At 42.9% G+C, this 22230-nt stretch carries 21 protein-coding genes and 2 pseudogenes; 5 read left to right on the top strand and 18 right to left on the bottom strand.

Annotated elements, in window-relative coordinates; all coding sequences use genetic code 11:
* Both ACESTK_RS13635 and ACESTK_RS13630 read left to right on the top strand, forming a co-directional pair.
* A pseudogene (locus tag ACESTK_RS13635) lies at window positions 1–362 on the top strand (aspartate carbamoyltransferase); the annotation flags it as partial.
* Window positions 362–787: an aspartate carbamoyltransferase regulatory subunit gene (locus ACESTK_RS13630; RefSeq protein ID WP_148462559.1), complete on the top strand. Its 426-nt coding sequence runs from the start codon at window positions 362–364 to the stop codon at window positions 785–787. The pseudogene ACESTK_RS13635 and the gene ACESTK_RS13630, both read left to right, overlap by 1 nt.
* Before the next feature lie 267 nt (window positions 788–1054).
* On the opposite strand, the gene ACESTK_RS13625 is transcribed toward ACESTK_RS13630, so the two are convergent.
* From ACESTK_RS13625 to wecB, 3 genes and pseudogenes are all read right to left on the bottom strand, one after another.
* A complete protein-coding gene (locus ACESTK_RS13625; RefSeq protein WP_173770888.1) occupies window positions 1055–1837 on the bottom strand; it encodes a ZIP family metal transporter in 783 nt (260 codons plus the stop codon).
* A gap of 291 nt (window positions 1838–2128) precedes the next feature.
* Window positions 2129–3232 (bottom strand): hypothetical protein, encoded by a 1104-nt coding sequence (locus ACESTK_RS13620; RefSeq protein WP_373119994.1) that lies wholly within the window; start codon window positions 3230–3232, stop codon window positions 2129–2131.
* Window positions 3233–3323: 91 nt separating this feature from the next.
* A pseudogene (wecB, locus tag ACESTK_RS13615) lies at window positions 3324–4061 on the bottom strand (non-hydrolyzing UDP-N-acetylglucosamine 2-epimerase); the annotation flags it as partial.
* 249 nt (window positions 4062–4310) lie between these two features.
* Between wecB and ACESTK_RS13610 the strand changes: the two are divergent.
* On the top strand, window positions 4311–4544 hold the full coding sequence (locus ACESTK_RS13610) for an alpha/beta-type small acid-soluble spore protein (RefSeq protein WP_118584211.1): 234 nt from the start codon (window positions 4311–4313) through the stop codon (window positions 4542–4544).
* A gap of 126 nt (window positions 4545–4670) precedes the next feature.
* On the opposite strand, the gene ACESTK_RS13605 is transcribed toward ACESTK_RS13610, so the two are convergent.
* The 5 genes from ACESTK_RS13605 to ACESTK_RS13585 form a co-directional block, all read right to left on the bottom strand.
* Complete coding sequence (locus ACESTK_RS13605; protein WP_187565661.1) at window positions 4671–5411, bottom strand: hypothetical protein; 741 nt, start codon at window positions 5409–5411, stop codon at window positions 4671–4673.
* On the bottom strand, window positions 5405–6115 hold the full coding sequence (locus tag ACESTK_RS13600) for an ABC transporter ATP-binding protein (protein ID WP_118584213.1): 711 nt from the start codon (window positions 6113–6115) through the stop codon (window positions 5405–5407). Before ACESTK_RS13600 ends, ACESTK_RS13605 begins: the two co-directional genes overlap by 7 nt.
* 16 nt (window positions 6116–6131) lie before the next feature.
* Complete coding sequence (locus tag ACESTK_RS13595) at window positions 6132–6488, bottom strand: GntR family transcriptional regulator (RefSeq protein ID WP_187565662.1); 357 nt, start codon at window positions 6486–6488, stop codon at window positions 6132–6134.
* A 174-nt stretch (window positions 6489–6662) separates the two neighbouring features.
* A complete protein-coding gene (locus ACESTK_RS13590) occupies window positions 6663–7913 on the bottom strand; it encodes a DNA polymerase IV (protein ID WP_373119993.1) in 1251 nt (416 codons plus the stop codon).
* A 214-nt stretch (window positions 7914–8127) separates the two neighbouring features.
* Window positions 8128–9363, bottom strand: coding sequence for a galactokinase family protein (locus ACESTK_RS13585; RefSeq protein ID WP_118584215.1), 1236 nt, complete (start codon window positions 9361–9363; stop codon window positions 8128–8130).
* A 306-nt stretch (window positions 9364–9669) separates the two neighbouring features.
* On the opposite strand from ACESTK_RS13585, the gene ACESTK_RS13580 reads away from it, so the two are divergent.
* A complete protein-coding gene (locus tag ACESTK_RS13580; protein WP_373119992.1) occupies window positions 9670–10551 on the top strand; it encodes a helix-turn-helix domain-containing protein in 882 nt (293 codons plus the stop codon).
* 220 nt (window positions 10552–10771) lie between these two features.
* Here ACESTK_RS13580 and ACESTK_RS13575 read toward each other — a convergent pair whose 3' ends face one another.
* The 3 genes from ACESTK_RS13575 to ACESTK_RS13565 all read right to left on the bottom strand — a co-directional run bounded on the left by ACESTK_RS13575 (window position 10772) and on the right by ACESTK_RS13565 (window position 12242).
* Entirely contained in the window at window positions 10772–11311 is a 540-nt protein-coding gene (locus ACESTK_RS13575) for a EutP/PduV family microcompartment system protein (RefSeq protein WP_148462568.1), read from the bottom strand.
* A 125-nt stretch (window positions 11312–11436) separates the two neighbouring features.
* Window positions 11437–11865 carry a BMC domain-containing protein gene (locus ACESTK_RS13570; protein WP_118578381.1) on the bottom strand — a complete coding sequence of 143 codons (429 nt, stop codon included), beginning with the start codon at window positions 11863–11865 and terminating at the stop codon, window positions 11437–11439.
* A gap of 11 nt (window positions 11866–11876) precedes the next feature.
* The gene (locus tag ACESTK_RS13565; RefSeq protein WP_118578382.1) at window positions 11877–12242 is read right to left on the bottom strand and encodes a BMC domain-containing protein; all 366 of its coding nucleotides are present in this window, start codon (window positions 12240–12242) and stop codon (window positions 11877–11879) included.
* Window positions 12243–12614: 372 nt separating this feature from the next.
* Here ACESTK_RS13565 and ACESTK_RS13560 point away from each other — a divergent pair, with 372 nt between their 5' ends.
* The gene (locus tag ACESTK_RS13560; protein WP_118578383.1) at window positions 12615–13985 is read left to right on the top strand and encodes an MATE family efflux transporter; all 1371 of its coding nucleotides are present in this window, start codon (window positions 12615–12617) and stop codon (window positions 13983–13985) included.
* A 166-nt stretch (window positions 13986–14151) separates the two neighbouring features.
* On the opposite strand, the gene ACESTK_RS13555 is transcribed toward ACESTK_RS13560, so the two are convergent.
* The 7 genes from ACESTK_RS13555 to ACESTK_RS13525 all read right to left on the bottom strand — a co-directional run bounded on the left by ACESTK_RS13555 (window position 14152) and on the right by ACESTK_RS13525 (window position 22102).
* Window positions 14152–15168: a M14 family zinc carboxypeptidase gene (locus tag ACESTK_RS13555; protein WP_226814801.1), complete on the bottom strand. Its 1017-nt coding sequence runs from the start codon at window positions 15166–15168 to the stop codon at window positions 14152–14154.
* Window positions 15169–15425: 257 nt separating this feature from the next.
* A complete protein-coding gene (locus tag ACESTK_RS13550) occupies window positions 15426–17705 on the bottom strand; it encodes a hypothetical protein (protein WP_373119989.1) in 2280 nt (759 codons plus the stop codon).
* 88 nt (window positions 17706–17793) lie between these two features.
* Window positions 17794–19044, bottom strand: a complete 1251-nt coding sequence (locus ACESTK_RS13545; protein ID WP_173715584.1) for a glutamate-5-semialdehyde dehydrogenase — start codon at window positions 19042–19044, stop codon at window positions 17794–17796.
* Window positions 19045–19605: a 5-formyltetrahydrofolate cyclo-ligase gene (locus ACESTK_RS13540; RefSeq protein ID WP_373119987.1), complete on the bottom strand. Its 561-nt coding sequence runs from the start codon at window positions 19603–19605 to the stop codon at window positions 19045–19047.
* On the bottom strand, window positions 19583–19804 hold the full coding sequence (locus tag ACESTK_RS13535) for a DUF896 domain-containing protein (protein WP_373119986.1): 222 nt from the start codon (window positions 19802–19804) through the stop codon (window positions 19583–19585). The genes ACESTK_RS13540 and ACESTK_RS13535 overlap by 23 nt, the downstream gene beginning before the upstream one ends.
* An 84-nt stretch (window positions 19805–19888) precedes the next feature.
* Window positions 19889–20746: a glutamate 5-kinase gene (gene proB / locus ACESTK_RS13530; RefSeq protein WP_118578387.1), complete on the bottom strand. Its 858-nt coding sequence runs from the start codon at window positions 20744–20746 to the stop codon at window positions 19889–19891.
* Window positions 20747–21088: 342 nt separating this feature from the next.
* A complete protein-coding gene (locus ACESTK_RS13525) occupies window positions 21089–22102 on the bottom strand; it encodes a DUF3048 domain-containing protein (protein WP_226814800.1) in 1014 nt (337 codons plus the stop codon).
* Between the last annotated feature and the right edge of the window lie 128 nt (window positions 22103–22230).

Below are 22230 nucleotides of genomic sequence, written 5' to 3'. Positions count from 1 at the left end.
TTGAAGAGACCTTAAAGCCTAACCATTCTTTTTACAAAGAGGTTACCAGCCTGGAGGAAACACTTCCCAAACTGGACATACTCTATATGACAAGGGTTCAGAAAGAGCGTTTCTTTAACGAAGAAGATTATGTCCGGTTAAAGGATACCTATATTTTAAACCGCGAGAAGCTGAATCTGGCACAGCCGGATATGCCGGTTCTCCATCCTCTTCCAAGGGTGGATGAGATTGCCTCAGATGTGGATCAGGATCCAAGAGCCGCTTATTTTGACCAGGTACAAAACGGAAAATATATCCGTATGGCACTTATTATGGCGCTGCTTGAAATCCCGGATCCGCTGACAGGAAGGACGGTGCTGTAATGTTAAAGATTGAATCTATCCAAAATGGAATTGTGATCGACCATATCCCGGCTGGAAAAGGAATGGATATTTACAAGTTATTGGAACTGGACTCCCAGAAGCAGTCCATTGCCCTACTGCAGTCCGTAAGAAGTGAAAAATACGGCTGTAAAGATCTGATTAAAATAGAGGGGCTTACAGAGCCTGAGCGTCTTGAAGTCCTTGGTTATTTAAACGATGGAGTCACTTTGATCGTAATTCGTGATGGAAAGGTGGTAAAAAAATATCATCCTGTTCCGCCAAGAACTTTAAAAAATGTAATCAAATGCAAAAATCCCCGCTGCATTACCAGTACGGAAGCAAACTGCGAGCACATCTTCAAATTGTCCTCCAGTGGAAAATATAGATGTATTTACTGCAACCAGGAAGCTTCCCTCTTAAGATAGAAACTACCAAACTCTCCCTTGTATGTCGCTTAAGAGGAAAATACCCTTTAGGTTTATTTCTATTCCTAAAGGGTATTTAAAAAAATATTTAAATGCATTAGCAGTCATGGCAATAATAGGGATCGTCTTTTCCAGTTCATGGGAACTTCTGCGGATTGCTTTCGTTGCCTCATAGCCATTCATAACCGTCATCTGCAAATAAAGTCGCATACAAGGATCCAATCACACCCGCACCATAAATCAATATTCTCATAAGAAACATTCCTCTTACCCCAGTGCCACATCCAGGATCATCATCAAACTAAATCCAAGTGCAAAGAAAAGCGTACCAATATTCGAGTGCTGTCCCTGAGACATTTCCGGGATTAGTTCTTCAACCACGACATACAACATGGCCCCTGCTGCAAAGCTCAGTAAATATGGTAATGCCGGGATTACCAGCTGTGCAGCAAGAATCGTCATTACTGCTCCAATCGGTTCAACCACTCCTGAAAGTACACCTCCCAGAAATGCCTTTCTTTTACTTTCACCCTCTGCCCTAAGCGGCATGGATATAATCGCTCCTTCCGGAAAATTCTGGATAGCAATTCCAAGTGATAAAGCAAGTGCACTTGTTGCTGTAATCTGTGCATTTTCAGCAAGAAATCCTGCATACATTACACCAACTGCCATACCTTCAGGGATGTTATGCAATGTAACTGCCAACACCATCATCGTAGTACGGCCAAGTTTGCTTTTCGGTCCCTCTGCCTGATCACTTCCAACATGAAGATGCGGAATCAAATGATTAAGTGCGAGTAAAAACAATATACCCATCCAGAACCCAACAACTGCCGGAACAAACGATAAAGTTCCCATATTCTCAGATTGTTTAATTGCCGGAATCAGAAGACTCCAGATTGAAGCAGCAACCATTATACCTGCTGCAACCCCTGCAAGTGCACGTTGCACTGACTTGCTAAGTGTTTTTCTCATAAAAAACACGCATGCTGCACCTAGCGTTGTTCCAACAAATGGAATCAGTATACCTTCAAAAATATTTATTAGCATAAAATTTCCTTTCATATATGCTCGAAAAAATTTATTGGCAAAAGTAATTATCTTCAGCGATATAGTATTTATTCTATAGCTTGTTGATTATATTCCCTAATATCTATTATTCTATAATTTGTCATATTTTTATCATGTTAGACAAAACTAACTATCTAATTTAAAGGAAACCGTGCAAAAAGCAAGCTGTAATTTCACACGGTTTTCTTGTACTTAAGTATATCATTTACGTAATCATGTAACAATAGAATTTTTTCAACAATGCTTTGATTTTTTTCTGGACAATTGAAGTCATTGTCTAAAGAGTACATATTTAATATTCTGCAGCAATTTACAAAAAGCCGGAAGCCCGGTCAAACCAAAAATCCTGTTTTTATTTTTTTCATATAAACTATACAATTTCTCACATTCCATACAAATCCATCCTGCTTCGCCTGTGTATAGCGGATATTTTCGGTTCTCACAGTATTCTGCTTCATAATTTCTTATCATTTCCAAAAGGTTATTGATATCCCCCATCTGCGCAGCAGCCATTCCTGTCATTGCCCACAAAAAGCCATTTCTTTTTTTAGTCAGCTTCTGCCACTGAAACCTTTCTGTAAACTGCTCATATAATATCTTTTGCTTTTTCTTCTCTTTTACCGGAAATTCATAAATCAGCGGATAAATCTGAGCAACTCCATCCGGATAAAATTCTTTCTGGTGATACAGATCACTGTTTTCAATAATTCTCCATCTTTGATTTGCATCATCCCAGAATAGCTTTTCTATCTGTGCCTGTAGCTTATTACGCATTTCACGGATTGCCTGCACATCCTTTAGTCCTGCATGTTCTAATTCGTACAGGCCTTTCCATACTTCCAGATTATCCATCAGATAAACTGTTGTATTTTCTTCTGAGACCTGTGTAATTCCATCCTGCATCAGGCTTTGAATCTTTTTTAATGCAAGGCTGATTCCCTTTTTCCAGTATTCCGGCAGGTCTGTACTTTCTGTCTTTTCCAGATATTTTCCCATAAGAAAAAGATACATACCAAGATACCCGTCTTCGGAATCAGCCCTTTCTTTATAAATAAGTTTCCCACTCTTTTTCCTGTAGATTCCCATTTTTCCATCTGTTTCCAGCAAAATCCCGGTATGCCAGTCCAGATACCTGCCAACAGCTTTTTTCTCTGTTTCAGTAATGGGGCAGTTCTTTGTTTCTGCCAGAAGCCCCAGTGCAGCCATATATGCAAAGTATGGATTAACATCTCCGGCTTTACTTCCATTCATGTAAAATTCACCCTCAGGCCCCTGATTTTCAAGAATCCACTTTTTTTCTCCGGTCAAGACTGTTTCCAGCCATTTCTGCCGGGCATCTATTTCTTTTCTCAGGTTCTGATAATAAATGAACATAAGTGAAATTCCCACAGTTATGCAAAATATAATAAGTTTCATCACGTTCTTTCGATGTTTTACTTTTCTTCTGCATTGATTGTGTTTATGCTCATGCATCTATATTCTCCAGGATTTTTCTGATTTTGATACATGCAGTCCCATCACCATAAGGATTTCTGGCCTCACTCATCCTTCTGTAAATTTCAGGTTCTGTAAGAAGCTGCCTGCATTCTCTGTAAATATCCTCCATTTTCGTGCCTGCAAGCTTTAAGGTTCCTGCTTCCACACCTTCCGGACGTTCTGTTGTATCTCGCATGACCAGCACAGGTTTTCCCAATGCCGGAGCTTCTTCCTGAATTCCGCCACTATCAGTCATGATCAGATAACTGGCTTTCATCAGGTTATGAAATTCTACCACATCCAGTGGTTCGATCAGGTGTATTCTATCACATCCACCGAATTCCTCATCTGCGATTTTTCTGACCTGCGGATTCAAATGTACAGGATAAATAACCTTCACATCTGTAAATTCCTCCACGATCCTGCGTATAGCCCGGAACATATCACGCATGGGTTCTCCCAGATTTTCCCTTCTGTGTGCTGTCACAGCAATCAGTCTGCTGCCTTTTGCCCATTCTGTTTCCGGGTGATAAAAATCATTTCGCACCGTATAGTGCAAAGCATCAATTCCTGTATTTCCTGTGACAAAAATCTGCTCTGGATCCTTACCCTCTTTCAGCAGTGCATCCGCTGCTTTCTGGGTCGGTGCAAAATGCAAGCTGGCAGTAAGTCCAATGGCCTGCCTGTTAAATTCTTCAGGATAGGGAGATTTCATATTATAAGTACGAAGTCTCGCTTCCTATCTCTATTTTTGTGTATGCAATTTTTTGTTCCTGTAATAAGATATGCTCCCAATATAAGAATTTCTACACTGAGAATGTAGCGTCAAGTTAAAACATTTTGCTGTCCGGCATATTTATTTTTTGTTGTCTTTTTTTGATCACCCCATTTATTCCCAGTGTATTTTCATTTTCAGAGTACATACTAGCAATGTAACATCAAACAAAACAACAATTAACCAAGGAGGAAAATGATTATGTCAAACAATACTTCTTCTAACAAAGCAGCTGTACCAGAAGCAAAGGGCGCATTAAATCGTTTCAAATTTGAGGTTGCAAATGAGCTGGGTGTGCCGCTTACAGACGGATACAACGGAAACCTTACTTCCAAACAGAATGGTAGTGTAGGTGGATATATGGTGAAAAAGATGATCGAGGCGCAGGAAAGATCCATGTCCGCAGGACAGAGCGGCCAGAGTGGTCAGTACTAATTCAAAAAACGCCTGATTAAGTAAAAAAATACAGGGTATTACTTACTCCTCAACGAGAAGCAGGTAATGCCCTGTTTTGAAATAGATCTTTTTTGACGCTCTAACCTTCTGATCCTGCGTTTTCTATTATACGCTCAGTTTCTTCTCCATGATCCAGCCGCTGATTACATACAGCACTGCCGCAATGGCAAATGATGCTGCAATATACAGGACAAAAGTAAGTTCCATACTTTTCAGAACCGGAATGAGATCCAGCAGCTTCCCAATAACAGAAGATATTACCAGGAAGATAAGGAAGCCGGCGATGCCGCTGCCTTTTTTGCCTGCAAGGACACTGGCGGATAAAATCACGGACAGGTCAGCATTCACAATGAAGACGATCCAGCTAGCCAGAAGACCAAAGAAATAGAAAGCTGCTTCTGTAGGAGTAAAAGTCACGGACCAGTTTAATTCCATAAAGGAACTTACCAAATTGATCATCTCTTTCAGACCACCAATGTAAAGAGTTGCCACTGTCACGTCAAGAGCTGCCAGCGCTGCAAAAAATGCGCCTGCCATGATAATGGAAATTCCATTTTCCAGGATCTTGGCTCCCAGAATCTGATAGCTGCTCTTTGGCGTGAGAAATAACATATAACTCTGTTTGGTATTCAGGTCACGATGGAGAACATTTACACTCTCTATACCAATGTAGATAACACCAAATATTGTACACATGACCAGGAAAATAATTCCCATTGCCAGAATATTATCCTTTTTCCAAAATACACCTATTAAAAAAGCAATTTCTGCCACTGCAGTGATCACCAACAGAACAAGTTTGGAAAATGCGGTTTTCCGAAGCTCATATTTCATCAACTTTAACATACTTCTTCTCCTCCATGTCCATAGATTTCACGGTACAGATCCACTACGGATTTGTGTTGATTGATCCGAAGCTCCTCTACCATGCACTGATTTGCCAAAATACCATCTTTCATAAAAATGGCTGCATCTGCTACACGTTCCAGTTCGTCTACGAGATGACTGGAAACTACCAGTGTCACATCTGGATCTATGGCTTCCAGAATGCTCTTCATGATCTGGTCTCTTGCAAGAAGGTCAATGCCGTTCAACGGTTCGTCAAGCAAGTACAGCCTGGCCTCCCTTGCCATGGTAACTGCAATTTTCAGCTTGGCCATCATACCAGAGGACAGTTTCTTCGCTTTCATGTCCTCTGTAAGCTCCATTCGGGAAATCATCTGTCTGTATTTCTCCATGGAAAAATCTTCGAAAAAGTCCTCATAATATTTTCCCACATCTGAAACTGTCATCCAGTTGTAGAAATAAGGCTCCGTGGACATATAAGCAATTTCTTTTTTACTCTCTTTTCCAATGGGAGTTCCCTGATAAAGGATCTCACCGTTGGTAGGCTTTACAAGTCCTGCTACCATTTTCATCCAGGTGGTCTTGCCGCTTCCATTGGGGCCAAGCATGGCGTATACAAGGCCTGGCTCCAATTGTAAAGATACCTGATTCACAGCAGTCTTACTGCCGTATTTCTTCGTTACTTCTCTGCTCTCTAAGATCATTTTTATACACTCCTCGTCATTCCGACTGTTCTTTCTCCAGAAGTCCGATTGCCTGGGCTCTGGAAAAGCCAAGCTGCTCCATTCCTTCCAGAAATTCCCGGATCAGGGCTCCTGCCATCTCTTCCTTCAGCTGCTGCACTCTTTCCGGATCTTCTGTCACGAAGGTTCCCATCCCGCGTCTGGTAAAGCAGACGCCTTCCATCTCCAATTCTTTATATACGCGGCTGACTGTATTGGGATTAATGGTATATTCTACCGCCAGATCCCGCACAGATGGAAGCCTCGCACCAGGAGACAGCTTGCCTGTTACAATATCCTGCTTTATAGAATTTGCTGCCTGGAGATAAATTGGCAGCGATGAATTATATTCCATGGTTACCTCTCTTTCTGTATCACTGTCATAGCTGTATAGTACACTGGAATTGTATTTTCGTCAAGTGGTTTTTTACATTTTTTCACATAAGGAACAAAACAGTGTTTCCTGTGCAAAAAAAGAACATTGCATTTCCCTGCAAAGGAAATGACAATGTTCTCTTTTCTATTTCTTTTAGAATTCTTTTTCATTTTCTTCGTTTTCCATCTGCGCCTTGGCTTTTCGCCCGATTCCTGCATTGCTGTTCATAATGCTGGCCCTGGTGATCTTGTCGTTTCCAAATTTCATGCGGATGGCATCCATCACTGCATCCAGCTTCTGGCGCTGTTCCTTTTTCGTACAGTCCTCAAACAGGGACATCTGTTCGAATCCGTCCTCAGTAAGCCCGGTAAGTGCCACACCGATTAGACGTAATGGCTGCCCCTTCCAGAACTCTGCGAACAGTTTTCTGGCATTTGCGTAGACTTCATCGGTTACATCCGTAGCACTTCCAAGCTTCATCTGATGGGAACGATTCTTAAAATCCAGAGTGCGGAAGGTGACAGAAATACAGGTACACTTCTTTCCTTTCCGCCTCATTCTGGTGGCTACCACATCGCATTGTTCCAATAAAATAGGCTGAATCTGCTCCATAGATATAATATCATCATTGAAAGTCTTCTCCACGCTAAAGCCTTTACTCTCCTCCGGCACTTCCAAAACCGGAGAATTGTCAATGCCTCTGGCGTACTGGAAGAGCTGATGCCCGGTCTTTTCTCCCAGAAGTGCCTGAATAGTGGACTCACTTTCCCGAGCCAGTTCCCCAATGGTGCGGATTCCGAAATCAACCAACTTCTTTTCCGAAGCTTTTCCCAGAAATAACAGATCTCTAATGGGAAGAGGCCACATTTTTGCCGGAATTTCTTCCGGGAAAAGGGTGTGCACTTTATTTGGCTTCTCGAAGTCCGAGGCCATTTTCGCCAGCAGCTTATTGGTGGAAATTCCCACATTTACTGTAAATCCAAGCTCCTGATAAATTTTGTCCTTTATCTCACAAGCTGTGGCTACGGGATCTGGGTAGATCAGGGAAGTTCCGGTCATGTCCAGAAATACCTCATCAATAGAAAAGGATTCCATTGCAGGAGCATACGATTTACAAATTGCTTTAAATGCCTGGGAATTCTTCGTGTAAAGGCGAAAATCACTAGGGACCACTACCAGATTCGGGCATTTTCGAAGTGCCATTGCCACGGGCTCACCAGTCTGTACTCCGTATTTCTTGGCAGGAATGGATTTCGCAACTATGATTCCGGTACGCGTCCTGGGATCACCGCCTACTGCAGACGGAATTTCCCGCAGATCCGGCTCACCTGCCTTTACTCTGCTCGCTGCCTCCCAGGAAAGAAAAGCGCTGTTCACATCAACATGAAAAATCAATCTTTCCATCTGATTCTCCTTCTTTCGTATTTTCCTTTATTTCCGAAAATTCTGTGATAGACTCAATATAGCACGTCAGAAGGAAATATGTCCAGATTCTTTATGTATATATTACGCAAATACGGTAACACAAAAAGACTGTAAAAGTTCTAAACTGGCTGTCATAGCGAAAAGCTGCTGCGAAAAAGGTCACCTTTAGTTCAGATAACTCAGAATATTGTCATTATCCAATGTGAACAGCTCCAATTGCGCGGATATCCATTGGATAAACGTTCTCTCTGCCAACATACTGGGAAATGTATTCTACATAATTCTCCATCTCATTTTCCGGTACAACAGCTGCAATAACACCGGCAAATCCGCCGCCATGTACTCGGCAGATACCGCCGCCGATCTTGTTCAGGAACAGCTGGGTAAGAGCAAGAACCAACGGGATCTTCTGCTCGTGGCAGTCTTTCATGCAGTAGCAGTTCTGAAGCAGTTCCCAGGACGATCTTCCGGATTCATCCATCAGCTTCAAAAATTCCTCGTAATCTGCCTTACCAATTGCCTCTGCTGCCCGTTCTACACGGGAAGTCTCTTCAAAGAAGTGAATGGAACGGAGAATTGCTCTGTCGTCCTGAATCTCGTTTACATGTGCAAGCAGATTTTCAAGAGTAGTCTCATGAAGAAGCTCTGCACCAAGTACCTTGGCTGCTGCTTTCATCTCACCTGGAATCTCAGAGTATTCCTGGCTGAGATCTGCATGGCCTTTTCCGGTGTTTACAATTACCAGTTTGTGACCAAATTTTCCATAGGAGAAGTCCAGCTTGCTGTATTTCAGATCATTTCTGTCTGCAAAGTCGAAGAGAACCGGACCACCAACTGCACATGCCATCTGATCCATCATTCCGGAAGCTTTATCCCAGTATACGTTCTCTGCGTACTGACCAATCTTTGCATAGTCTGTGTAAGTCATCTTGCTGTCGTTAAAGAAGTAATCGATGATTACGCAGATCAGCATTTCAAAGGATGCAGAGGAACTTACTCCTGCTGCTGCGATCACGTTGGTGCTTACATAGGCATCAAAACCAGCTGTCTGAAAGCCATTCTTCTTCGCACCTTCCATCATACCGGCAACCAGGGCAAAGGTTCCTTTCGGATAGTTGGCTCTGTTGATCTTGTCAAGATCAACTACGATCTCATCTCTGTAGCCTTCACTTGTAATGTGGATCACGTTGGTTCCATTCGGTGCAGCTGCGCCGATGGTATCCAGATTGATACTTCCTGCGATTACCTTGCCGCCGTTGTGGTCAACATGGTTTCCGATGATTTCTGTTCTTCCAGGGGAAGTAAAGAAATCTGCATGGTCATGTTTGTAGATTCTGGCAAAGTTGTCTGCTAGATTCTGGAAACGAGCTGCGCAGGCACTGTTCTCTCCATAGATTTTCTCAAGGTTTGCTTTTTCTGGTAAATTCATGGTCTCATTCTCCTATTTTTGTTAATATTGTTATAATTTTACATTCTGTACTCCAGCTGCCTCAGTGCATATTTTCCGCTTCATCTGTGCTTATCCGGATCTCTCATCAAGTTAATTTCATTTTACATGCATTTCCTTTGCATTACCTTAAATAACTTGCGAAAAACAAGTAATATATTGCGTTTTTATCTTTAACAGATGTATAATACAGGTAAATTTATGCGTTTTATTGTAGTTCTCTATTTTTGAACATATGGAATTCTATACAGTCCACAGGATATGAAATTTTTTCTCGGGAGGTTTGGCATGCAGATCATAACCAATCAGTTTCAAAAAGAATTAAAACAGCACGGCAATGAACAGTTTCCATTCCTGGTCAGCTACCAGAAACTTTCAGAATATGAGTCTGGTTCCTTTATGTGGCACTGGCACCCGGAAATAGAGATTACTTATGTGCAAAAAGGCACTATGTGCTACAAGGTCAACCATATGGTTTACCACTTAAAAGAAGGAGATATTGTATTTAACAACTCCGGTGCCCTTCACTCTGGCACAATGGAAAATCAGAAGGACTGCGCTTATATTCCTGTAACCTTTGATTCCAGGCTGATTTATGGATTTTTCCAAAGCACTGTCAACAGCAAATATGTAGATCCTATCATTCAGGATTCTATGCTCCCTGCCATCTGTATCGACCAGAGTGAGCCCTGGCACAAGCCTTTTCGCGAATATCTTCTCCGCATTATTGATCTGGATGAAAAGAAACCGGATTTTTATGAGCTGGACATTACCATCTGCCTGCAATCCATGTGGCGGCTTCTTCTGGAGCATATTACCTACGAACCCCAGGCTTCCAGGGAAAACTCTCTGGAATACGACCGAATCAAGAAGATTCTGTCCTACATAGAAGAAAATTATCAAAATAAGATCACCTTAAATGACATCGCCGGACACATCCACCTGTGTGAAAGCGAATGCACCCGGCTTTTTAAACGTCATATGAATACTACCTTGTTTGCCTTTTTGCAGGAATATCGAATCGAGCGCAGCCTGGAGTTTTTGCAGGATGACCAGCCTGTCAGCGCAGTGGCTGACAAGGCTGGATTTTCAGATCCCAATTATTATTCCAAAGTTTTTGCCAAAATAAAGGGATGCAGTCCCCGGGAATATCGAAACCATAGATTTTAAGTTGAACTGGTGGTTGCTAACTTATTTTCCAATTATTGCACCAATATCTGATATAATATGATCGGTGAACCGTCGGTGGGGATTCCGGCTGCCCAGGCGGTTCCGGATTTAACCCTCTGTCTGTTAAAGCAGTACATTTCTTTAATACCGTAATTTACATAAGCAACATACCATATAAAAATTCCCATCCAGATAACAGGAAAATCTGAATGGGAATTTTTTATAGCATATTCTCTTTTTCTTCCGGATAAGCCACTCCCTCTGGAAGAGGATCCCACTCGTTCAGACCAAGGCTCTGTTTGAATTTCGCCTGTTCCAATGTAAGCTTCGGGGTATCCTCCTGCAGATATTCCATCAACTCATCAATTCCCTCTCTGGTCACATTATTCACCATAAAAATGCGTTCACATCCAGCGTTGATCAGCCATTGTCTCACCATAGGGATATTGGCATATGGTGAATCAATTTTTGTGATAATGCCAATAAGAGGACGAAGGATAAAAGAGCGGCAGCTTGCACCAAACAGATTAAATGGCTCATCTGCAGCCTGCACAATTGCCACCACATCTGCCTCAAAGGAAAAACATGCAAGTCCTACACTGAATCTTTTTGACTCTGCATACTCCCCCGGAGAGTCAATGGTATCGTCATTGGAATTGGTATATTGTGTTTTTATATAATGAAGCTCCTCGCCTTTTAGTGCCTGCGTCAGTGAGGTCTTGCCGGCTTCACTTCTTCCCATCAAAAAAATTTTCTTCATCGAATTGTATTTCCCCTGTTTTCAATAAACCTTACTTGTAAAAATACAGCAGTGCAGTATTTTTACATTTGCATATCATAATATCGTATCCATAAGCTACTGTTCCCGCAGCCATAAGGTATCTGTCAGCTTCTGTGAACCGCACATGTTTTAAAGCCTAACTCTCTGTCAAAGAAACGTACGACCTCTTCCACAGCAGTCTGCACCTGGGACAATCCTCCTGTAATGATCAGAGAACCGCAAAAACGATCCATAAACCCGATCTGTACATCTGCACTCTTCATAGCAACATCTGCAGCTACCACAACCGCTTCCCAGGGAGTAAAACGGATCAGACCAATGGATTCTCCTGTGTGGTCTTCCCCCTCATGAACTCCAATATGCAGTCCCAGATTTTCATAAATACAAGATTGGGAAGGACTGATCACATGAGCAAGACAAACTTCCTTTCCCGGTACACGCACACGAGTCATACGAAGCTTCTTCCCCTTCAGATGTTCATAATCATCATGGAATAGCATTTCCAGCAGCTCTTCCTTCGTTATTCGCTCCATGCTTCTACTTCCTATCGTTTCGTAATATTGCAGACCACATATCCCAGAGAATCCCGGAAATAATTTACGATCTCAGTCATTGCAGACATTACATCAGAAATCTCTCCTGTAATGATCAAAGTCCCTGTAAACCGGTCTGCAAATCCAAGATAAACATTACCGCTCTTCACCGCAATATCAGAAGCGATAACTGCGGATTCCGGAGGTGTCATATTCATGATTCCAATTGCAGAGGAACGATAATCCAGCTGCGGATTCAACCCAAGCTTCTGATAAATGATCGGTGCCGGTCCTCCCATTACATGGGCAAAAGTAATCTCCTTACCAGCCACAGTCTCCTGCACGATTCTGATCTGTTCTCCATGTTCATTCGCCATTTATATGAATGCCTCTCTTTCAAAAAAATATCTTCACGTTATATTTGATTTTACCATTTATGAGAGCAAATAGCAAGCAAAACCAACATATCAGTCAAAATTCCTAAACATTTTTCGAGAAAAAGTGTGGTTTCTTGAACATTATGGCATTAAATGCCTTTAAAATAGTCAAAAATAAAATAGTGACAGATAATCCGCAGTGTGATAAAATAATTTTCGCTTCCAGAGTATGTAAAAAAATGCAATCTGCAAAATGTGCGTTATATTTTGTGGGAATGATTTTTCAAACAGACTCTGACACACTCTAATATGTAAGTAATTTAGTAACACTTTTTATTTACGATTTCTATATTTCTCAATAAGGAGTTTTTTATGGAAAAAGATATGACAAAAGGCCGGCCTTTGCCGGTAATCCTGAAATTTATGCTTCCTCTTATTATTGGAAACATTTTTCAGCAGCTCTATAATATGGCAGATACGATTATTGTAGGACGCTATGTAGGCGCGGATGCCCTTGCGGCAGTCGGATCCACCGGAACGATCATGTTTCTTACTGTGGGCTTCTCGCAGGGAATCACAGCTGGTTTCTCCGTACTCACCGCTCAGCGCTTCGGAGCCAAAGATACCGAAGGGGTAAAGATCAGTGTAGCTAACGGAATTCTTCTTTCCCTGATTTTTACCGTAATCATCAGTTCTTTAAGTTTGCTGGGCATGCGCCCTCTTCTGAAGCTGATGAACACACCTGACAACATTTTTCAGGATGCATATACCTACATTATGATCATCAGCGCCGGAATCATCGCCACTATTTTTTACAACCTGTTTTCCTCTTACCTGCGTGCAGTTGGAAACAGTAAGATTCCGCTGGTATTTCTTGTATTTTCCGCAGCTTTAAATGTAATTCTGGATCTGGTACTGATTATCAATTTTAAAATGGGCGTTGCCGGAGCAGCATGGGCAACCATTATTTCTCAGGGCGTTTCCGCAATACTCTGTTTGGTCTACATCTATATACGTATGCCTTCTCTTGCCCCAAACAGAAGACATTGGAGGCTTCACGGCCAGGAGAGCCGTAACCAGCTGGCTATGGGAATTCCTATGGCATTGCAGTTTGCAATTACAGCTTCCGGTACCATGGTCATGCAGTCTGCTATCAATCTTTTCGGTTCCGATGCCGTTGCCTCTTTTACGGCAGCCAGCAAGGTACAGAACCTGGTAACCCAGGGAATGATGGCTATGGGACAGACTATGGCAACATATAGTGGACAGAACTTCGGAAAGGGTGATATCAAGAGAATCCGCCAGGGTGTTAAAGCGTCTCTGGAAGCTTCTGTTGTATATGCTCTTGCAGCAGCCGTGCTGGTTTGTATTCTTCTGAAACCAGCTCTTGGACTTTTCTTCACTGGAAATGTGGATATGAACAGCATGCTTCCATGGGCAAAAACTTACATTTATATGAGTGTGATCTTTTACATTCCCTTAAGCAGTATTTTCGTATTCCGAAATACCATGCAGGGCTGCGGATATGGATTCCTGCCTATGATGGGTGGTGTTTCTGAATTGGTTGCACGTCTGGTTGTAGCAATGATTTCCATGGCGGTAGGAAGTTATGCACTTGCATGCTTCTGTGACCCGGCAGCGTGGGTTACAGCAGCAGTATTTACCGGTGTTTCCTATCTTTTTGTCATGAAAGATATCCGCAGGAAATACGAAAGACCGGAAACTGCTACTTCCGAAAAATAATCATTTCGGATGCGCATGGCAATCTTCTATGCGTTTCGTAAACGCCAAAAAACAAATCATATACTAAAAGGAGATGTTTCGATTATTTCGGACATCTCCTTTTATGGTTACCGGCCAGCTTTCTCCGGTAATTATTTTACAAAAGCTCACCTGCAAACAATAACATTTAATTGTCTAATGAAAATATATATTCCAATGGAAGCAAATGTATTTCCTCATATACTGCCTTTTTATCCTCTTCAACGCCTCTTCCATTTCCGCTTTGAGCTGGTACTTTAATACGAAATGCCGGCTGTTTTTTCGTTTGAATATAGTATTGTTCCGGGGTTCCCATTCCCTTAAATTTTTCCCTGGCCGATTCGGTCATCTGTTCCCTTTCCAGATGATAGGAAGAAGATTTCTGCATATGTCTTGCCAGCCGGTAGGATTTCGGAAGACTTCCCACTCCCTGCTGACAGTGATAATAAATGATTTCCCTTCCGGATTGAGCAAACGTCAAAAGTCCTCTTCCATCATATTCCTGAATGATCCGGATCAATGCCTTTGTCTCATTCTCGCTGGCTGGTTCCTCTCCCATACGTGAACGGATATAATGAACCGTTGGAAAATTATGTGAAATATCCATTCCACGGGCATTATATCCAAAATCCTCAGCAGGAATGCTTTGCATACGAAGCATTTGACGGTAAACTGGATTTCGAATAGCACCAAAGCCATTCTGGCGGATTTCATAACCATCCGGGTTTAAAATCGGAATCAGACAGATCCTTATTTTATCAAGGAGTTTTTTCACTTCATAAAATTCATCCAGCTTCCAGCCGCATTCGTAGGCCCTGCAGTATTCTCCTGCCATTTTCAGAAGAAGTTCCGGCAAAAGAGCCTGAGTTCCATTAATTCCAGCCACACAGAAGATCATCTGTGCGCCGGTGCCAACTTCCAGCATTGGGATCATTCTCTCGTCATGACTGTTTCCAATCACGCGAAACTGGCAAAAGCTGCTGTAGCGTCCAGCTATTTCCCATAAAGAATAATATATGTTTTCAAATGACAGCGATGTTTGTACCATATCTGCATCTGTCGGTTGTACTTTCTTTTGTATATTTACTTTCGGCATGTCACTGACAGCCGTTTTATTCTGTGGGAACAATTCTTTTCTGACTGACAATACGCTTTCTGACAACATATTTTACCTCCTGCAGCAGGAAAAAACTCAGGCGGCATTTCATCTCTAGAGCGTGTTTGAAAAATCATTCCAACAAAGTGTAACGTACATCTTGCAGAAGGCCTTTTTTTACACGCTATAGCCTGTCCCCCCGCTGCCTGTATTATTATATGCAAAAAGGCAGGTCAAAAGACCTGCCTAATGTATGTTTCTTATTATTTTGCTGTCAGAAAAACTTCTGATCAAAATGCATGGTTATTCATATGCCATAGATTTTCTTAGATTTCTTTTTTTCTCTTTCTGACGATAACATAACCTCCAGCTACCAGAGAAAGACTTGCAAGCATCATCATAGTGGCAATCGGGGAGTTATCGGCTGTTCTCGCGTTTGTTGCAGATGTAGAACCGGTATCGCTGTCTGTTCCGTCATGGTTCTCTGCATCATCGCCATCTGTTCCATCTCCATCGCCGCTACCTGTTCCGTTATAATCATAACCGCCGGAACCAGAACCGGCTGTTGCAGTTGGCGTGATTGTGCCGGATGGAGTTACTGTGAAGTCGATTGCCTTGGACTTAAATTCTGTAGGGAGAGCTTCCTTCACGCCGGTAGCTTCCCATTCGGATCCATTGTATATGTACTTCTGGAAGAAGATATACATTCTAAAGGTCTTCGCCTGCTTGATACCATTTACATTTCCGATAGACCAGCTCTTCTGATATCCGGTGTCAATGTTCTTCGCGGACATGCTCCAGCCATACGGGATCCACTTGGTATCACCTTTGATCGGGTTTGTATTGTCAGTTCCGGCGCCAGTTACTGTGAAATTGTACATCTGCTTCGGGTAGAATGCCAGTGCTTTTTCAAGACCTGTTACCTTGCTTTCGCTGACAGACGGGTTAATGGTTGCACGAGTAGTTGGCGTCGGTGTAGTAGTAATCGGAGTTTCTGTGGGAGTGCTTGCTTTCGCCTTTAATGTAAGTACAAGTGGCGCAACTGCTTCAAGTCCCTTGGAATCCTCAGCATATACAACTACTTTAATGGCTGTATCATAAGCTACATCTGTCAACTGTACACTTGCAGAGCTTGCAATATCTCCAGAGCTCTTATAATTGCTCTTTACTGCTTCGAATCCAGGTGTAGAATCAGATTTCTTCACCCAGGTCACATAATATCTTCCTCCAACACCAGCATCATTGGTATGGAAGGTCAGATCAACAGTATGCTCATACGCCTTATTCCAGGAAATAGAATCTGCGGTCAGCGTCATAGTACTAACAGGAGCTGTAACAGACTCAAGTGCTCCAGTCTGGTTGTTAATGGTATACTCTGTAGTGTCCAGATAATGAACATGTGCCAGAATATTCTCCATAGTAGTAAGTGCAGTACCATTCGCATCCGTACCGACCTTTACAATAATCTTTCCGGCAGCTGCGTCACTTCTTCTTACCTGAAGGTCTGCTGTTTCAGCAAGCTGGCCAATTGCTGCGATACATGCGTTATCACCGCCTAAAACAATACTGTTATCATTAAGACCATCGTCCTTGTTATCCTTTACAATTACGGCGCCGGAAACACGGATCTCGCCCAGACTGTAAATAGCTCCACCTGTAATTTCAGCAGCTTCATTTACAATACCTTCAGACTGGTTTCCTGTGATAGTACCACCTGCCAGTCCGATGCTTCCGCCAGAATTACAGATTGCAGCTCCCGGCGCACTGGTTCTGTTTCCTGTCAGGGTTACACCATCGGACAATCCGAAGTAACCGCCCTCCACAGAAATAATGGAGCCTGTTGCATCCCCCTGGTCAAGTGCTCCTGTTACAGTCAGACTTAAAACAGTCTCACCCTCCTTGCCTGTACCAAACTGGAAAGAAGTGGACTCATCTTTTACTTTAAACATATCTCCTAAAAATCCGGCTGCACGTTTAATAGTAGTTCCATCCGCAGCTGCTGCAATAGAGATATTCTTATTCTGATCGATCACAACAGTCTCACTGATCTCTACAGTTCCGGTTACAAGGATCTGGGTAACTTCACCATCCTTGCCAATATTAACCGGGGCTTCCGCAATTGCCTCTGCTAATGTGGAATAGGATGTCTGGGTTCCATCTGCTGCCTTCAGGATAATCTGACCAGTGGTCTCAGGAGTAGGGGTAGCACTCTCCTCTTCCTCCAAAGTCAGCTCAGCAGTATCTCCGCTGTTAAAGCCATCATCCACAACCGCATCCGCTGCCTGAGCTGGTTCTGCTGCCGGTGTGTCTGCAGCTGCCTGGGTTGGTTCTGCTGCCGGTGTATCTGCAGCTGCCTGGGTTGGTTCTGCAGTCGGCGTATCTGCTGCCTGTGCAGGTTCTTCCACAGGTGTATCTGCTGCGGCATCTGAAATATCCTGCACTGGTTCAGCTGCTGCTTCTCCTTCTTCTGACTCTGCGGCAACAGCTACTGTGTCCTCTATTGTCACGGTCTGGGTATCTGCCTCTGCAAATGCCATTGTCACCGGAGACATTCCGGCTGCAAGGCTTCCCGCCATAATGAATACCAAAAGTTGCTTTTTCTTCATTTTAAAAAGTCCTCCTTATAAATGAGTCCCCCATATTAAATATTAACATCGAAGTCTAGTATAACATATCTCAGTTCAAAAATCAAACCTAAGGACGAATCTGTCCGTTTCCATAAATGATATATTTTGTGGAAGTAAGTGCCAGAAGTCCCATGGGGCCACGGGCATGAAGCTTCTGGGTGCTGATTCCGATCTCGGCACCAAAACCAAACTCAAAACCATCCGTAAATCTTGTAGAAGCATTCACATATACAGCAGCTGCATCTACTTCATCCAGGAATTTCTGGGCATTGTTGTAATCTCTGGTAATAATTGCCTCTGAATGGCCTGTATTGTAGCGATTGATGTGGCGAATCGCTTCATCTGCAGATCCAACTACTTTTATAGAAAGTATATAGTCCAGATATTCTGTACCCCAGTCTTCCTCAGTGGCAGTGACTGCGTCTGGGATCAAAGCCTTCGCTTCCTCGTCAGCACGCATCTCCACATTCTTTGTCCGAAGGCGCTCTGCAAGAACCGGAAGGAAAGCATCCTTCACTTTCTCATGCACCAGAAGAGACTCACAGGCATTGCAGACACCCACCCGCTGTGTCTTGGCATTCATCACAATGTCTGCCGCCATCTGAAGATCTGCGCTCTCATCCACATAAATATGGCAGTTTCCGGTACCAGTTTCGATTACAGGAATCGTGCTGTTATTTACTACTGCTTTAATAAGACCTTTGCCTCCTCGTGGAATCAGTACATCCACATATTCATTCATCTTCATGAATTCTCCGGCAGTCTCTCTTGAAGTATCAGAGATCAGCTGGATCGCATCTTTCGTAATTCCATTCTCATCCAGGGTTCTGCGGATGCAATCCACAATAGCAGTATTGGAATGGATGGCATCACTACCACCCTTTAAGATCACCACGTTGCCAGTTTTAAAGCAAAGGGCAAAAGCATCTGCTGTCACATTTGGTCTTGCCTCGTAGATGATTCCGATCACTCCAAGAGGGACTCTCTTCTGTCCAATGAGAAGTCCGTTGGGACGTTTTTTCATCCCGGTCACTTCCCCGATAGGATCTTCCAGTGCCGCAACCTGACGAAGCCCCTCTGCCATGCTTGCAATTCTGGCTTCTGTCAACATCAAACGGTCTACCAGTCCTTCTGGCATCTGATTCTTCCTGCCATTCTCTACATCAATGGCATTTGCTGTAAGAAGTGCTTTCGAATCTGCAACAAGGCTGTCTGCAACAGCCTCCAGAACCTGATTTTTCTTAGCTGTATCAAGGTTTCGAAGAACGATTTCTGCCTCTTTGGCATTCCTGCCAAGAGTTTCCAGCATTTCATTCATTTATAAGTCCTCCCTCCGGTAAACTTTACTCTGTGCCACAATGATCTGAGGACAAATGTCCGTAGGTTCTGTGGGCACCAGATCAAGGATCTGAAAATCAAAAGCCACTGCCAGTCTGGTAATATCAGGATGTTTTTCTAAAAAGCGGTCATAAAAGCCGCCGCCATATCCCACTCTGTTGTTCTCAGGATCAAAAGCTACACCAGGCATGACCATAAGAGCATCCTCCCACTTCACGATCTCGCCTCTGACAGGCTCCGGAATTCCAAAATATCCAGGCTCTAGCTGAGAAAAATCAGTAAGGCGGTAAAAAATCATATCCTTTCCCACAACCTTCGGGACTGCCACTTCTTTTCCTGCTTTCCAGGCTTCCTCAATGATATATCTGGTCATTACTTCATGATTGTAATCTGCATAAGCCAGAATATGCTTAGCCTTCACAAACTCTGAGAGTTTCAGCACCTGATCTGTAATCTGATGGCTCCATTCTTCTACCTGCGCATCGCTGCACTGCTTTCTGGCTGCAAAAATCTGCTTTCTAATGAGTCTTTTTTCTTCCATATCTTTCTCCAAGATTCACAACCGTACCATCGGCTTTCTTTACATCAATATTATCCAGCTGATTTCTAAGGTTCATCTTAATGGTGGCAATATACTCCTTGCGCAGCTCTGCCTGTTCTTTTTTCTCTTCTTCTGTAAGGCCTACGCTCTGTGCCTTATGGTGAAGGGTGTTGATTCTGTCGATTTTTGTGCTGTCCATAATATACTCCTCCTGAGAATGTTCTGTGTAATTTTAATTTATACAAAAACTTAAAGCAATTGTAACTGTGAAGATACTGAACAGTTACAGCAATTTTTCAATATAATCGATCAGGAAAAACTCTTCCTTTTTCTTTCCAACAAACAATGTACCGCAGGGGTCGCCCTCCACAATGCGGTGAATATTATGAAAATCGCCGCCATTGGCAATTACCATGTCGGTACCGGCAGCTGTGGCAATTCTGGCAGCTGTAAGCTTGGTAGCCATTCCTCCAGTGCCCACTTTACTTCCGGAGGAGCATTTTCCCATGTTAAGAAGTTCATCGTCCAATGTTTCTACCGTGTCAATAAATTTCGCATCTGGATTTGTATTCGGATCATCTGTAAAAAGTCCGTCTATGTCTGACATAAGGATCAGAAGATCTGCCCCTATAAGAGCAGCTACCACTGCAGAAAGGGTATCGTTGTCTCCGAATTTTTCCAGAGACTGAAGCTCATAGGTGGAAATAGAGTCATTCTCATTAACAATAGGGATCACACCCATGGATAAAAGCTCATTAAACGTGTTCTCTGCATTTTTGCGGTTGGCGTTGTTTACCATGGTATTTTTGGTCATCAGGATCTGACCTGCCATCTGATTGTATTCTCCAAACAGCTTCTGGTAAATCATCATAAGTCTGGCCTGTCCAACCGCTGCACACGCCTGCTTCTGACGAGGCTCCTGTGGCTTCTCTTTAAATCCAAGAGCTGCTGCTCCAACAGCGATGGCTCCTGAAGATACCAGAACCACATCCTTACCCTGATTTCGAAGATCGCCCAATTCCCTTACCAGAATCTCCAGTTTCCGAAGATTCAGCTTGCCAGTTTCAGCATGGGTAAGAGAGGAACTTCCAATCTTGATTACAATACGTTTTTTATCTTTCAGTCTTTCCCGATCATTCATTTTATTTGTCAACTCCGTTATTATGTTTCCATGTAGTTTTCATACATATCAATTTCTTATCTTACATCATTTTTTTCATTTCGTCCATGGTTTCAGGTAAACAGTTCTTAATTTCAGAAAAATTTCACATTTTAACGTGTAGAATTATTGTTTCTGTAAAATATTGCATAGTCTGAAAGAGCTCTACCGTGTTTTGATCGTCCTATCACTTTTGCAAATCAAGTCAAAACGCGTTCATTTGCATCATGCGCTCGTGCAGACAGGCTCTAGAGCATGTTTTTCACGTAAATACAAAAGAGGAACGCCTTATCTTATGACGTCCCTCTCCATTTTTAATTTATTTTACTGTAAAGACACAGAACCTACAGAATCATTCAGCACGATCTCGACCCATGTTTTTCCAGGATTCAGCTGAATCTCCTGATTATTGGAATCATAATAATGAGTGATTCCCCACTGGGAATCCTTTGTCCAGTGGATGTCGATTGCCTTGCCTCTGGTGATGTATTTGCCCTCACCTCCGGACTGGGTATCTACGTTCAGATAACCATTTGGATCATATGGAACATAGTTGGAATACTGTAAAATAATATTCTCACATGTCAGCTGATTACCTGTGTTCTGGTCAATATGCGGTGCATTAAACTGGAAGCGGCTGTACTCCTTAGTCTCTGCATTGTACTCAAACCACGGATGGTTATAAGCGAAATTATCAAGCTTCACAACATTTGCAGAAACTCCGTCATCCAGGGTTGTCTCAGTTCCTTCCGGTGCAAACTGGAAATGACCATTATAGTCCTCTTTATAATCCTGGCTATAGCCCTGGCTCTGGATTCCTGCCTGAAGATGGGAGAAATCAGTGTAAGCATTGTGCGGTGCTACACGGTCAGTGCTGCGATAGTAAGCATTTCCAAGTGTAAGTCCGTTCAGATTGTCGATCAGGTGCTGGTCCAGATACTGAAGTGCATATACAGCCTGTCCATAATGAGAATAGATGGCATCATACTCATTTGCATAGAACAGGAAGTAATCACGGCAGCTTCGCACAGAACCGATCCTTGGAATATTGTCATAGTCCTCGATGATCGCCATGAGACGGGTGATGCTTCCCTCTACCGGTGCTTCATAAATGACTCCTGCGTTCTCAGTTCCGCTCTGTGGAGCGCCATTGGTATCGTTGCCAAGCATAACTGCGATGGGACGTCTGTGGCCAATGCCGACAGATACATCCTCTCCGGTAAGATAACTCTTCACGGTATCTGTCCCGGCTTCCTCTGCCTGTACCGCTACTGTGGATCCTGCAAGTGCGCAGGAAAGCAACATTCCTGTGAGAAGTTTAAATATTTTTTTCTTCATGTCTTCTCCTCCTTATGCATATATATTTAACCTTCTAACTGAACAGAAACTGCAGAAACCGCCACTTATAAATACATCCGGAATGGTAATGCCACCTGCTGATGACATCACCTTATATGAAAATCAGT

It is taken from the genome of Ruminococcus sp. Marseille-P328, from assembly GCF_964249465.1.
GTDB lineage: Bacteria > Bacillota > Clostridia > Lachnospirales > Lachnospiraceae > Blautia_A > Blautia_A faecis.
This window is presented reverse-complemented; position numbering and strand designations above follow the sequence as displayed.